Origin of the sequence: Glaciecola sp. MF2-115, assembly GCF_047250385.1 — a bacterium.
Taxonomy (GTDB): Bacteria; Pseudomonadota; Gammaproteobacteria; order Enterobacterales; family Alteromonadaceae; genus Glaciecola.
In genome coordinates this window covers 64,381-78,229 of record NZ_JBLBVM010000051.1, presented here as the reverse complement: position 1 = coordinate 78,229, position 13,849 = coordinate 64,381, and the positions used below count along the sequence as shown (strand labels likewise).

General features: G+C 41.7%; 14 protein-coding genes. 11 read left to right on the top strand and 3 right to left on the bottom strand.

The features are described from left to right. The first annotated feature begins 137 nt into the window (after positions 1-137). From rpe to ACKLNX_RS09755, 10 genes are all read left to right on the top strand, one after another. Positions 138-800, top strand: a complete 663-nt coding sequence (rpe, locus tag ACKLNX_RS09800) for a ribulose-phosphate 3-epimerase (RefSeq protein WP_411692662.1) — start codon at positions 138-140, stop codon at positions 798-800. Between the two features lie 19 nt (positions 801-819). Beyond that, a complete protein-coding gene (trpS, locus tag ACKLNX_RS09795; RefSeq protein ID WP_412972219.1) occupies positions 820-1,827 on the top strand; it encodes a tryptophan--tRNA ligase in 1,008 nt (335 codons plus the stop codon). Between the two features lie 173 nt (positions 1,828-2,000). After that, positions 2,001-2,576, top strand: coding sequence for an anthranilate synthase component II (locus ACKLNX_RS09790; RefSeq protein WP_411692660.1), 576 nt, complete (start codon positions 2,001-2,003; stop codon positions 2,574-2,576). Between the two features lie 22 nt (positions 2,577-2,598). Further along, a complete protein-coding gene (locus ACKLNX_RS09785; protein ID WP_412972218.1) occupies positions 2,599-3,813 on the top strand; it encodes an HDOD domain-containing protein in 1,215 nt (404 codons plus the stop codon). 365 nt (positions 3,814-4,178) lie between these two features. After that, on the top strand, positions 4,179-5,384 hold the full coding sequence (locus tag ACKLNX_RS09780) for an aspartate aminotransferase family protein (protein WP_411692658.1): 1,206 nt from the start codon (positions 4,179-4,181) through the stop codon (positions 5,382-5,384). A 40-nt stretch (positions 5,385-5,424) separates the two neighbouring features. Next, complete coding sequence (gene astA / locus ACKLNX_RS09775; protein ID WP_412972217.1) at positions 5,425-6,459, top strand: arginine N-succinyltransferase; 1,035 nt, start codon at positions 5,425-5,427, stop codon at positions 6,457-6,459. Between the two features lie 10 nt (positions 6,460-6,469). Beyond that, the gene (astD, locus tag ACKLNX_RS09770; protein WP_412972216.1) at positions 6,470-7,942 is read left to right on the top strand and encodes a succinylglutamate-semialdehyde dehydrogenase; all 1,473 of its coding nucleotides are present in this window, start codon (positions 6,470-6,472) and stop codon (positions 7,940-7,942) included. Between the two features lie 19 nt (positions 7,943-7,961). Next, complete coding sequence (locus ACKLNX_RS09765; protein WP_412972215.1) at positions 7,962-8,768, top strand: DUF1338 domain-containing protein; 807 nt, start codon at positions 7,962-7,964, stop codon at positions 8,766-8,768. A 160-nt stretch (positions 8,769-8,928) separates the two neighbouring features. Further along, positions 8,929-10,134: a hypothetical protein gene (locus ACKLNX_RS09760; protein ID WP_412972214.1), complete on the top strand. Its 1,206-nt coding sequence runs from the start codon at positions 8,929-8,931 to the stop codon at positions 10,132-10,134. Beyond that, positions 10,134-10,550 (top strand): hypothetical protein, encoded by a 417-nt coding sequence (locus ACKLNX_RS09755; protein ID WP_412972213.1) that lies wholly within the window; start codon positions 10,134-10,136, stop codon positions 10,548-10,550. Before ACKLNX_RS09760 ends, ACKLNX_RS09755 begins: the two co-directional genes overlap by 1 nt. A 2-nt stretch (positions 10,551-10,552) precedes the next feature. On the opposite strand, the gene ACKLNX_RS09750 is transcribed toward ACKLNX_RS09755, so the two are convergent. The 3 genes from ACKLNX_RS09750 to rimK are packed head-to-tail and all read right to left on the bottom strand — an operon-like array spanning position 10,553 to position 12,953. Then, positions 10,553-10,984: an ATP-dependent zinc protease gene (locus ACKLNX_RS09750; RefSeq protein ID WP_411692652.1), complete on the bottom strand. Its 432-nt coding sequence runs from the start codon at positions 10,982-10,984 to the stop codon at positions 10,553-10,555. A gap of 22 nt (positions 10,985-11,006) precedes the next feature. Beyond that, positions 11,007-12,044 (bottom strand): succinylglutamate desuccinylase/aspartoacylase family protein, encoded by a 1,038-nt coding sequence (locus tag ACKLNX_RS09745; protein ID WP_411692651.1) that lies wholly within the window; start codon positions 12,042-12,044, stop codon positions 11,007-11,009. Between the two features lie 3 nt (positions 12,045-12,047). Continuing rightward, complete coding sequence (gene rimK, locus ACKLNX_RS09740) at positions 12,048-12,953, bottom strand: 30S ribosomal protein S6--L-glutamate ligase (protein ID WP_411692650.1); 906 nt, start codon at positions 12,951-12,953, stop codon at positions 12,048-12,050. A gap of 175 nt (positions 12,954-13,128) precedes the next feature. Here rimK and ACKLNX_RS09735 point away from each other — a divergent pair, with 175 nt between their 5' ends. Next, on the top strand, positions 13,129-13,824 hold the full coding sequence (locus ACKLNX_RS09735; RefSeq protein ID WP_412972212.1) for a mechanosensitive ion channel domain-containing protein: 696 nt from the start codon (positions 13,129-13,131) through the stop codon (positions 13,822-13,824). Positions 13,825-13,849 lie beyond the last annotated feature (25 nt).

Below are 13,849 nucleotides of genomic sequence, written 5' to 3'. Positions count from 1 at the left end.
AATACTCTTTGCAGCAAGATATGAGCAAAAACGCCCTGTTATGATGCATGCTCACCAATAAAGGGCGGAGGTTGTGCTTTTGTCCTTCTTAAAAGTTCTGTAAACTCAATACTCTTGCGTATTTTAAGGACCCAACAATGCATTCCCCACTTATTGCACCCTCAATTTTGTCAGCTGACTTTGCCCGTCTAGGTCAAGATGTAGAAGATGTTCTCAAAGCGGGTGCTGATATTGTGCACTTTGATGTAATGGACAATCACTATGTTCCGAACCTATCCTTTGGCCCAATGATTTGTGAAGCACTGCGTAAGTATGGAATTACAGCCGATATTGATGTGCATTTGATGGTGCAACCGGTTGATTCGATGATACAGAGCTTTGCAGAGGCTGGTGCAAGTATGATTAGCTTTCATCCTGAAGCGACAATGCATCTTGACCGCAGCATTCAACTTATCAAAGATAATGGCTGTAAAGCTGGACTAGCGCTAAACCCGGGAACACCCTTGCATGTGTTGGATTGTGTGCTTGATAAGTTAGACTATGTGTTACTTATGTCGGTTAACCCAGGTTTCGGTGGTCAATCCTTCATTGAAAGCACACTTTCTAAGATTACGCAGCTAAAACAAATGATAATTACAAGCGGTTTAGATATTCGAATAGAAGTTGATGGCGGGATTAAGATCAACAATATAAAATCAGTGTGGGAAGCTGGCGCAGACATGTTTGTTGCCGGATCTGCTATTTTCAATACAGATAACTATGCCGACAGTATTTCAGCAATGAAGAATCAATTAAAATAACTTAGGAAATCGTAAATAAATGAGCTCGCAAAAACCGATCGTATTAAGTGGTTGCCAACCTTCAGGTCAACTAACCATGGGAAATTACATGGGAGCACTGCGCCAGTGGGTGAATATGCAGGACGACCATGACTGTCTTTATATGATTGTAGATTTGCATGCGATAACGCTTAGACAAGATCCTAGCGAATTGAAAAAAGCATGTCTAGATGGTCTTGCCTTATATCTCGCCTGCGGCATTGACCCAAATAAAAGCAGTATCTTCATGCAATCTCATGTACCCGAGCATGCTCAGCTAAGTTGGGTTTTGAATTGCTATACGCAAATGGGCGAGCTTAACCGCATGACACAGTTTAAAGACAAGTCGCAAAAGAACGCGTCCAATATCAACGTTGGCCTATTTAGTTACCCAGTTTTGCAAGCGGCCGATATTTTAGTTTATCAAGCAAACAAAGTGCCTGTCGGCGAAGACCAAAAACAACATTTAGAACTTACTCGCGACATCGCTACTCGTTTTAACAATATTTATGGTGACATCTTCACTATTCCAGACCCATTTATTCCAGAATCTGGTGCACGAGTGATGAGCTTGCAAGATCCTATGAAGAAGATGTCAAAATCAGACGACAATCCTAATAATGTGATCGGCTTGCTTGAAGACCCTAAAAAACTCACTAAAAAAATAAAACGAGCCGTGACTGATAGTGACGAAAAAGCTCGTATTTACTTTGATGTTGCTGAGAAGCCGGGCGTTTCAAATCTATTGTCTTTACTTTCTTGCACCAGTGGTGAATCAATAGAGAGCTTAGTACCAAAGTATGAAGACAAAATGTACGGTCATTTAAAAGGTGATGTAGCTGAATCAGTTGTGAATATGCTTCAACCTATTCAAACAGAATATGCACGCATTAGGGCTGATCACACATACTTGCATGATGTATTGAATGCCAGTGCTCTGAAAGCAAGAGAGAAAGCTTCCGTAACTTTAGCGAAAACATACGAAGCACTTGGGTTTGTTGCACCTTAATACGTTGGTAGACAGTGCACGAGTAAAGAGTGCATTAGTAAAGAGTGCATTAGCAAAGTTTGCACTAGTAAAGAGCGCATTGGTAGAAAATGCGCTCTTGGAAAGTGCTTTCCTAGAGACTACTTTAGCAGATCGCGCGATAAGAACAGACCATCGCTACAGGAGTCGTTAACGTGGTCTTGATCATTGATAACTACGACTCTTTTACTTTCAATTTAGTGCGTTATTTTGAAGAGCTTAATGCCCGTGTAATGGTCATTAAAAATGATGAACTGAGTATTCCCGAGCTAGAAGCACTTGATTTTACGCACCTAGTGATTTCACCGGGCCCCTGTACTCCTGATGAATCAGGCATCTGCCTAGATGCAATCGTTGCGTTTGCCGGAAAATTACCTATATTAGGAGTATGTCTTGGGCATCAAGCGATTGGTCAAGTTTTTGGCGCTAAAGTAGTACGCGCAAAGAATATAAAACATGGAAAAACCTCAAATGTGCATGTACAGCAAGTGCATGGTATATTTGACGGGATAAATCCGACATTCATTGCAACAAGGTATCACTCTTTGTTGCTTGAGTTAGATACGCTACCGGAATTGCTGGAAATTACTGCAGTTTGCCGTGAAAGTGACGATATAGAGATAATGGGTATTCAGCATAAAACCTTGCCAATATTCGGCGTTCAGTTTCATCCTGAATCTTTATTAACTCAAGAAGGTCATAAACTTTTGAACAATTTTTTGAAAAAATAGAATACGGATGTAGAATAACAACATGAAGTTAAGCGTATCTCAGTTAGCCTCGACCATGAATAGTCGATTCGATCATCTCCTCGTGAGTTTAGATGAAGCTATTCTGTTGTCTGGTCAAAAAACCGAGAAACAACGCATAATGGAAGACTCTGAGCAAGCTGATGCTCGCAGAGAGTTGTTATTTGTTGAAGAAGTCGCCATAAAAAACCGCGAAGAAATCAATCAGAAGCAAAACCTATTCATCCAACAAGTTGAAGCTGAGTTTCATGTCAGCTTTATAAACGACCTCGCAGAAAAAATTAGAGACACTGATTTCGTCTTGAAGAAAATTCTAGGTTACGATCCTGAATTGGGTAAACTCCTAGATGTTTTGTACACTGAGTCTTGCTCGATATCACGGTTAGAAGCATCCATCATTCAAATGGACTGGCTACAAGACGCAATTATTAAATTTGTTAAGCAACCCAAATATCGTCGCTTTGATTCAAAAGGCAAACTAATCGTAATTAACAGTTTGCGCAGTGCTTTAAGCTTCGTAGGGATTGAGAGTTTACGAACGCTTCTTCCTGCCTTGATTGCAAAACGCAGCTTACCACCAAAATCTGAAGTGTTTCCTGAATTGCAAAAGCACATGTGGGAATATACTTTGGGGACAGGTAAAGCGTGTAAGGCAATTGCGGAAAAAGAAAGCATGAAATGGTATCTTGGTTACAATATAGGCCTTTTAAGCACCATCGGCCGTAGCGCCATTGCCAAAATGTACTTACGAGCTTTTGACGCTAAATTGCGTGAAAAAATTATAGAAGCACGCAAGAACAACAATCCAGTGCAAGCCAAAGCTTTAAATACATTAGTTCCTTCACACAAATACCTAGTTTCTCTTTGGGGTACATACAGCAATCAACTTACTTACGACCTTGTAGCATTGTTTAAATGTCGTTGGTTGATGGTTGGCGTTGGCTTAGAGGACTACACAAGAATTAAAGAAGTCAGTATTACTCATGTTCGAGAGAAAAATCTGCATCCTCTCACTAATCTACTGTTTCGCTGCCAAGGTTACATGCAATTTAAAATGATGAAAGCTAATGGCTTAATGTCAAAGCAAACGTCTATGGTGTACTTGCGTAATTTTGGTATTGTCTCTGACGATGTTGTTTTGCTGATGAAAACCAACTTAACAGGAATTGAAATACAAATACCTGAGATTCAACAAGCACCTAAAGCACTCAACGACTAGTCAGATTGACAATTTTTCGGCAAATACCATATATTTCATTGAGTTTTTTTTGCATGAATATGCCCGAAGTTGCATTCCACAAAAGCTCCATTCATTGGGTTCGCAAGCCAAGTCAATATGATTAGTTAGTCTGCAAGCCAATGTGCCTAGCCACACGCCATTGAGCCCGCCTTTTTACACCTTTAATTTTCATACAAATAAATATTCACTAATTCTGCAAATAAGTGCATACGCCTTATTTTTACTGGCTTTGCGACGAATAAGTTCATTGCTTTAGCCTGCTCTTCTGGCATAATACGAGGCCAAATTATCCGCACGTTTGTAAATGTGTGGGTGCTAAATAGCTCAGCAAAGAGGTGTATAACATGCAAGTGACTCGTTCAACGTTCAATGATGTAATGGTCCCAAACTATAATCCAGCGCAAATGGTGCCGGTTCGTGGCGAAGGTTCTCGCGTATGGGATCAAGAAGGGGTTGAGTACATCGATTTTGCTGGTGGTATTGCCGTTAACGTGCTTGGCCATTGCCATCCAGAACTGGTTAATGCATTACAAGAACAAGGCAGTAAGCTTTGGCACCTAAGTAACGTTTTTACAAACGAGCCTGCAATTAGATTAGCTAAGAAATTATGTGATGCGACGTTTGCAGACAAAGTTTATTTCTGCAACTCGGGCGCAGAAGCGAACGAAGCCGCTTTAAAATTAGCTCGCAGATACGCGATCGACCATCATGGTGCCGAGAAGGACCAAATCATTGCTTTTACGCAAGGTTTCCACGGTCGCACATTCTTCACTGTAACTGTAGGCGGACAACCAGCTTATTCCGACGGTTTCGGTCCAAAGCCTGGCGGCATTGATCACTGCGAATATAACAATTTAGAAATGCTCGAAGAAATGATGTCAGAGCGCACATGTGCAATCATGATGGAACCGATGCAAGGTGAAGGCGGTATTATTTCTCCAGATCCGGCTTTCGTCAAAGGCGTTAGAGAGTTGTGTGATAAGCATAATGCTTTATTGATTTTTGATGAAGTGCAAACTGGCTTAGGAAGAATGGGACACTTGTATGCCTACATGGGTGTAAACGTTACGCCAGACATTTTAACAACAGCTAAGTCATTAGGCGGCGGTTTCCCAATCGGTGCAATGCTTACGACAGACGCCATTGCGAGCAGCCTTAAACCAGGTACTCACGGCAGTACTTATGGCGGAAATCCCTTAGCATGCGCAGTAGCGGAAAGAGTGTTGGATATTGTTAATACACCAGAAATACTTGCTGACGTATTAAAAAAAGAAGCACTATACCGTGACATTCTGCAAAAAATAAACGCCAAGTATGACGTGTTTAGTGAAGTGCGTGGTAAAGGGATGTTGTTAGGTTGCGCGTTAAACGAAAAATACGCAGGTCGTGCACGTGACTTTATGACTGCCGCTGCTGAGCAAAAACTTATGTGCTTAGTAGCAGGCATGAACGTTATTCGTTTTGCTCCATCTCTAGTTATTCCAGATGAAGATATCATTGAAGGTTTAGCTCGTTTCGAGAAGGCTATTGCCTCGGTCGTTGCCGCTTAATCTTTGTTGGGCTGCCTTTGGCAGCCATTTGGAGCATTAGATGAAAATTATTCGTCCTATTAGAGCGTCAGACTATCCGTCGCTATATGCGATAGCACAAGAGTCTGGAATCGGGTTCACTTCACTGCCTGTCAACGAAGAGCTATTGCAAAATAAAATATCAAAAGCTGAAAGTGCGATTCAATCGACGCCTACAAAGCCCGGAGTACAAAGCTATCTTTTCGTAATGGAAGATACTGAAACAGGCGAAGTCGTTGGTACCTCAGGTATTGAAGCAACTGTCGGTTTGCAGGATGCTTTCTACCATTACCATATCAGCAAGGTTGTTCATGCATCACGTGAGTTGAATGTTCACAACACTGTGGAATTATTGCATTTCTGCAATGACTACACTGGAGTAAGTGAAATTTGCACCTTGTTCTTAAGAGAGAGCGCTAGGCAAGGTCTAAATGGCCGCTTTTTATCTAAAATGCGTTTCCTGTTTATGGCGGAGCATAAAGAACGCTTCTCTGATGTCGTTATCGCTGAAATGCGTGGCGTAAGCGATGAACAAGGTCGCTCTCCTTTCTGGGCTTGGTTAGAAGAGCATTTCTTCTCCATGGATTTCCCGACTGCTGACTACATGACCGGTATTGGTAATAAAGTATTTATCGCCGAACTTATGCCAAAACATCCGATTTACGTTAACTTGCTAAGCAAAGCGGCTCAGGATTGTATTGGAAAAGTGCATGAAAAAACTAGGCCGGCACTTCGTTTGTTAGAGCAAGAAGGTTTTAAATGTCGTGGTTATGTAGACATTTTTGACGCCGGACCAACAGTAGAGGCCGACGTAAACAACATTGCAACCGTACAAGCGAGTCGCAAGGCATCTATCGTTATTAATGATAGTCTCGCTCAAAACGATGGTGAAACATGTTTCGCTATCAACACATCGGTAAAACATTTTAAAGCCTGCATCGCAGACATTGCCTACGTTGATGGAAATCGCGTAGCAATCGAACGAGCGTGCGCTGATGCCTTAGGTATCAGTGACGGCGACTCAATTCGATTCTCACCGGCAAACACAAAGCATTAGGAGCACATATATGACAAATTCAACTCACTTTATCGATGGTCAATGGGTAGAAGGCTTAGGCCATGATATCAACTCAATCGATCCTACAAAGAATGTGCTTATTTGGTCAGCTAAATCTGCGTCTGAAGCGCAAGTTAATGAGGCGATCCTAGCTGCTCGCAAGGCATTTCCAGCTTGGTCACGATTAAGTGTCGAAGAACGCTTATCTACTATTAAAAAGTTCGCTGAGTTACTGGGTGAAAACAAGGCAGAGTTAAGTAAGATTATTGCAAAAGAAACCGGCAAACCTGAGTGGGAAACTGCGACTGAAGTTGGTGCGATGATCGGAAAAATCGCGATTTCTGAAAAAGCCTACAATGAGCGGACTGGCACCGTTGAAAATGCAATGCCTGTTGGACAAGCGATTATTAGACATAAACCACACGGTGTTGTGGCAGTATTTGGTCCTTATAACTTTCCTGGTCACTTGCCGAATGGTCACATTGTTCCTGCATTAATCGCAGGTAACACCGTTGTATTTAAACCAAGCGACTTAACGCCATTAGTTGCTGAATTTACAGTGCAATTGTGGGAAAAAGCAGGCCTACCGAAGGGTGTACTTAACTTAGTTCAAGGCCAAGTTGAAACAGGTAAAGCTTTAGCAAGCCACTCGAATATCGATGGTCTATTCTTCACTGGTAGTTCGCGCACAGGCAAGATATTACACGAACAATTCGCGGGCCATCCAGGCAAAATTCTGGCCTTAGAAATGGGTGGTAATAACCCTCTTATCGTAAAAGATGTTGCCAACATTGACGCGACTGTGCATGACATTGTGCAATCAGCTTACGTGACAAGCGGCCAACGTTGTACTTGTGCTCGTCGCTTATTTATTCAAGACAACGAGCAAGGCGATGCCATTTTAGCGCGCCTGATTGAAGTGACTAAGAATATTCAAGTGGGTCCTTATGACGCTGCTGAGCAACCATTTATGGGTGCTATGATCAGTGCAGCTGCTGCCGCAGGAATGGCAAGTGCGCAACAACAGCTTCTTGACTTAGGTGCTAACAGCCTACTAGCTCTTGAGCACACTGATAAGGACACCGGTTTTGTAACCCCAGGTCTTATCGATGTAACAGCTATTGTGAATGAAATGCCTGATGAAGAGCATTTTGGCCCTTTATTGAAAGTCATTAGATACTCGGATTTCGATGAAGCAATTGCTCAGGCAAACAATACAAGCTTCGGTTTATCAGCGGGCTTATTGTGTGACTCCAAAGCTGACTACGATTACTTCCTAGCTCACATCAGAGCCGGAATTGTAAACTGGAACCGCCCTATCACAGGCGCAAGCAGTGCTGCTCCGTTTGGTGGTATTGGAGAAAGTGGAAACCATAGAGCAAGTGCTTACTATGCCGCAGACTACTGTGCTTACCCAGTTGCATCTGTAGAGCTAGATGTTGTTACTTTACCCTCTTCCCTTAGTCCCGGTTTGAAATTTTAATTGGTTTAGAAAATTTAATATGCATACAGATATCAACAAATTGTTCCAAGGTCTTTGGCAAGATTACATTCAGATCACGCCATCGGCCCATAAGATCCATCAATTGTTAGGCAATAAAACGGGTGTATCAGACATCATTAATGATCACATCGCTTTACGAACTTTTGATTTAGAAGCTGTTAACTTAGACAAGTTAGCCGCTCACTTCTTAAGCTTAGGTTACGAAAAGAAAGGTGACTATGATTTTGAGCTAAAGAAATTAAGAGCCCAACACTTTGAGCATCCAGACATCACACAACCTAAGGTGTTTATTAGCGAACTTAGAGTAAATGAATTGAGTAAGACAGCTCAAAGCATTATTAAAAAGTTGGTCGATAGTGTTCCGCAAGGCGCTGTAGAAGCTGATAATTTCTTGTATTCTGGCACGCATTGGGCGGTGTCACATAGCGAGTATAAAACCTTGCTAGCAGAATCAGAGTACGCTGCTTGGGTTGCTGCGTGGGGTTTTCGCGCGAATCATTTTACAGTCAGTGTAAATCATTTACAGAGTCTCAACGAACTCACTGAAGTGAATAAGATATTGCATCCTGCTGGGTTTAAACTCAACACATCAGGTGGCGAAATCAAGGGTGGAAAAGACGTTTGTCTAGCTCAATCTTCCACGATGGCCGATTCGTCCGAAGTTGCTTTTGCAGATACAACCGTTTCTATCCCAAGCTGCTTTTATGAATTTGCTCAACGCTACAAAATGAATAATGGCGAATACTACCAAGGTTTTGTAGCAGCCTCTGCTGATAAGATATTTGAAAGTACCAACGTCCAGTAATCAGAAGCTAAATGCATACTAAATGGTGAGTTGCGGCAACGCGCTCACCTTTATTTATTCAGCAATAATAACAACGTATATTAATCTAAACCTTACCTTCCTTAATTTGCGGCACAATACCCCATCATCTTTTTTTCCACCTTAGGCCATAAAAAAACGCATGTTTATTAATTCCAAAGGCATCATACTGAGCGCTTTGATTAGTACTGTTGCTGTACCTTCATATGCCTTAACTGACCTTTCAGACCGAATTGAATTTAGCGGTTTCGGTCGCGTTATTGGCGGGTATCTGGATGACAAAGGTGCAAAATATGAAGACTATACGAATCATTTAAGCTTCTCGCAGCAATCATTGTTTGCCTTACAAAGCGATTTAAAAATTACCGAAACGCTTAGCCTCTCGGCTCAATTATTAGCTCATACTAGCAGTGATCGCGAATCTGGCCTTGAGTGGTTATATCTCAACTATCAGCCTAACCAGAATTGGCAATTTAAGATAGGAAAGCTACGTACTTCATTTTTTCAGTATAGTGACGTCCTTGATGTAGGATTCGCATATCATTGGATATCTCCACCACAACAGGTCTATAGTGGAATTCTGTTTTCTAACTACGAAGGAGTCTCTGCAACCTATCGCCTCAATGTTAATGAAATCAATTTTGATATTGAAGCATATTACGGTGTATACGAAGGCGAGTTTAAGCGTCAAGATGAACAAGTTCCCATTGATGTAGATGAAATTAAGGGAGCAATTCTCAACTTAAGTAAGGGCAACTTGAGCCTCCGTATATCGGTAACTCAATCAGCTGATTTTTTTGCAGATGTGCCGGCTTTTACTCAGTTTTCCGACGCTATTGAGTTTGCTGGCTTCAAAGAAAACGCTGAATCTTTACGATTTAATGGCAAAGCAGTGGGTTATCAAGCAAGTGTAAAATATGATGATCTCGACTACTTTTTTGGTGCCGAATGGGTAAAAATTGCGTCCGATCTACTTGTCGTTCCAGAAGTTGACTCCTATTACTTAACAGCAGGGTATAATTTCTATCCATTTCAAACCCATGTAAGCTATTCAACTTCTAAAACTGCTTACAACACGACAGAGAATTTAATTCCGAAGGGCGTCAACCCTGGCTTAGACCAGCTTTCATTTGCCTATGATCAGATAACTGGGAACTTACCACTTTACGACTTAGATTCAATTTCAATCGGTTTTCGTTGGGACTTTCGACATAACATGGCGGCGAAAGCAGATATCACTTTCTTAAATGGTGAACCTGGCGAAAGCTCGTTCTTTTCAGACATAAGCGATCCCGACTTTGATAGAAAAGCGACACTCTATCAAATTGGCATTGAGTGGGTGTTTTGATGAGCTTAGGTATGAAACTAGCCTTATCTCTTTTATTAACAATAAGTCTTAGCAGCTATGCATCAGACTTGATTATTGTTGCTAATACCGAGCAGGCTGACATCACACTGAATAAGCGTCAAGTACGCGATATATTCATGGGTGATAATTCACAGTTCCTATTAAAGCCTATTGTGCTAGCCCCTAAGAACAAAACTCGCTATACATTTAATACTAGGGTCGTTGGCCTAACTGAATCACGCATTCAATCTTACTGGGCACAAATGCGCTTTAGTGGACGTAAAAAGGCGCCTCGTGAATTTGATTCACTTGAATCTTTACTTGCGCACTTGCAAAACAATAAAGAAACCGTCGCCTATTTACCATCTGATACAAAGTTACCAGATGGCTTGATAATTGTTTACGAAATGAATTGAAACTATGCTTTATTCAATACGTACTCTAGTTCAGGATCAACAATAAACTTACCCGCCATAGCCTCACGCCCAAATAACATTAAATACGTCATTTCAGAACGATCCGTTAAGGTCAATTGAATAGGCCACCGTTGGTTTGCCATAACAATATCTGTTTGAATCACATAACGACGTTGTCGAGTTGCAGTAGAGCTCTTAACTGCTCGCTTTCCCTCAACTTTCGCCTCGCAACGAATAAGCTTTTTTACATCATGAATATCGGGATGAATATCAAACTTAATCCACGTGTCTTCATCAATATCAATTTCTTCTATGTTATCGACATGCAAGGATGAAGTGGTGGCGCCTGTGTCTACGCGCACATGAAGACCTTTTATACCTAATTGCGGAAGATCGCATAGCTCCAAGTTACCCACTATTATCTTTTCGTTCATTTTTGACATCTCTTTTATAGCTTTACATTTTTATATCAACGGAATCATCAGGTACGACTAAGTTGTCTTGCAGCAATTCAACGTGTTCAGCTACCTGATCAGGCTTTTTAAAGTAAGCAACATGGTAAATTGCTTCCCCTTCTTGTGCTAATGGAATGTTTTGTTTTCCAATCACGACACCGGTAGCGGGAGAATCAATCGTTCCCAACTGTTCGCCAAATGGGTTGGAAATAACTGCTAACACATCCCCTTTTGACACATGATCACCTAATTGTGCCTTGTGCATAACGAAACCACTGACATTTGCTCTAACCCAGCCGCTCTGTCTAGCAACGAATGGTTTGATGCTGTGTCCGCGAGCTTTAGTTTTGTTGAGCATACCGACACTGCGCATTACCTTAATAATACCCTTAACGCCGGCTCTAATAGAAAATTCGTCATACCTTAAGGCTTCACCCGCTTCGTAAAGTAACACTTTCGCACCTTCATCAGCAGCTGCTTGCCGTAATGAACCATCTCGAATATCAGCGTTTAATAAAACTGGTACACCAAAGGCTTCAGCCATTTCTAAGGTAGCAGGATCATCCAAATTAGCGCGAATTTGCGGCAAATTAGAGCGGTGGATTGCTCCTGTGTGGAGATCAATACCGAAGTCACACTTACTAACGATTTCATCTAAAAATAGGCGTGCAATACGCCCAGCCAGTGAACCTTTCTTACTGCCTGGGAAGCATCTGTTCAAGTCCCGCCTATCCGGCAGATAACGACTTTGATTCAGTACACCGTATACATTTACCATCGGTATGGCTATTAACGTACCTCGCAAACTTTTAATTGGGCGTGTTTTAATTAGTCGGCTAATAATTTCAATGCCATTTAATTCATCACCGTGGATCGCGGCACTAACAAAAAGCGTTGGGCCAGGTCGTTTTCCATGTTGTACGAAGACCGGAATCCCCATACTTGTATCGGTATAAAGCGGAGGCATCTGCAATTGCAGTCTTTTATGCTCTCCAGGCTTAACCACTTCCCCACCAATCGTAAAGTTTGCGCGTTTCATGTTTTAGCCTTTGCCTTTAGTCTTTGTTTTATTTGGTGTTGCTGTTTTTGCGATAAATTCGATGATCATACTTGCAATATCTTTGCCTGTTGCGGTCTCAATTCCCTCAAGGCCTGGTGAAGAGTTCACTTCCATTACCATTGGACCATTCTTCGAGCGCAGAATATCTACACCGCACATATTCAGTCCCATAGTTTTCGCTGCATCTAAAGCTGTCTTGCGCTCCGCTGGTGATAAACGTACTAAACTAGCCGAACCACCTCGGTGTAAATTTGAGCGAAACTCTCCAGGTGCACCTTGACGCTTCATCGCTGCAATGACTTTGCCGCCTACAACTAGACAGCGGATGTCAGCACCACCAGCTTCTTCAATATATTCCTGAACTAAGATACTCGCTTTAAGACCCATGAATGCTTCAATAATGGATTCAGCAGCTTTGGCAGTATCAGCTAATACTACGCCGATCCCTTGTGTGCCCTCTAGTAATTTAATAACTACAGGCGCACCACCGACGTTTTTAATCAAGTCATCAATTCTGTCTGGGTGATTTGCAAACCCTGTACGAGGCATGCCAATACCTTTACGGGACAATAATTGAAGTGAGCGTAATTTGTCTCTTGAGCGACTAATCGCAACCGATTCATTAATGGAGTAAGTGCCCATCATTTCGAATTGACGAACGACTGATGTTCCATAAAATGTCACTGATGCGCCAATTCTAGGGATCACCGCATCATAGCGTGGTAAAGCTTTACCTTTGTAGCGAACAGAAGGTCGGCTACTCGTCACGTCCATGTAGCAATGCATGGTGTCGATAACATCTATTTGATGGCCTAATTTTTCCCCAGCTTCGACAAAGCGTCTGGTTGAATACAATTTAGGGTTACGTGACAAAATGGCTATTTTCATAAGAATCCTCGGCATATTAATGTAGGGCCACTATATATCCTTAAACTTTAGGTTTGAATACTTTTATTTTCGTTAATTGCGTAATTTGGCAATACTTTTCAGTACCATTAATATTAATATACCCACATTATGTGATGCTAAGCACACTCATTTAACCCTATTTTTGGAAAGCCGAATGCCCGATTTACCTGTTGTTTCTGATTTTGTCTCATGGCTAAACCAATATTACGTCAACTTAATTTGGTCTGCCGCCGTTATCCTGCTGCACTTAATTATCGTTAAGTGGACCTTGCCGAAAGTAAAGAATGGCGTAAAAATTAGTAAGCTAAGTGAAGAAAGCGCGCTCAAGGCTTTTAACATGATGCGAGTCATTATTGGCACCATGACGGTAGCTGGCTTGCTTATCGTTTGGGGCATAGATTTTTCCGGACTATTATTAATTTCCACTTCGTTAATCACCATTACAGGTGTCGCGCTGTTTGCGAACTGGTCACTTTTAAGCAATATCACCGCCTACTTTATTTTATTATTTCAACCATCATATAGCCGCGGCAATTTCATTCGTATATTTGAAGGTGATAACTTCGTCGAAGGCACCATCGCAGAGGTAAACCTGTTCAATATCAAGCTAGTTACTGATGAAGATGAAGTAATTATGTATCCAAATAATCTGCTTTTAACGCGACTTTCAATGCTCAACCCAAAAAGGCGCTTGCAAGGTTTTGGTAAGATTGTCCCTACTATCGTGATTAACAACGACAAGAAAAACAGCGTGAATGATGCAACTGTCATTCACGAAGCGATCAATGATGAAGGTGTTCTTGCTACCGAACCGCCAGAGGCCACTGACAAAGACAAACCTAAGAAGTGAGTAAACACTTTACTACTAAAAAGTG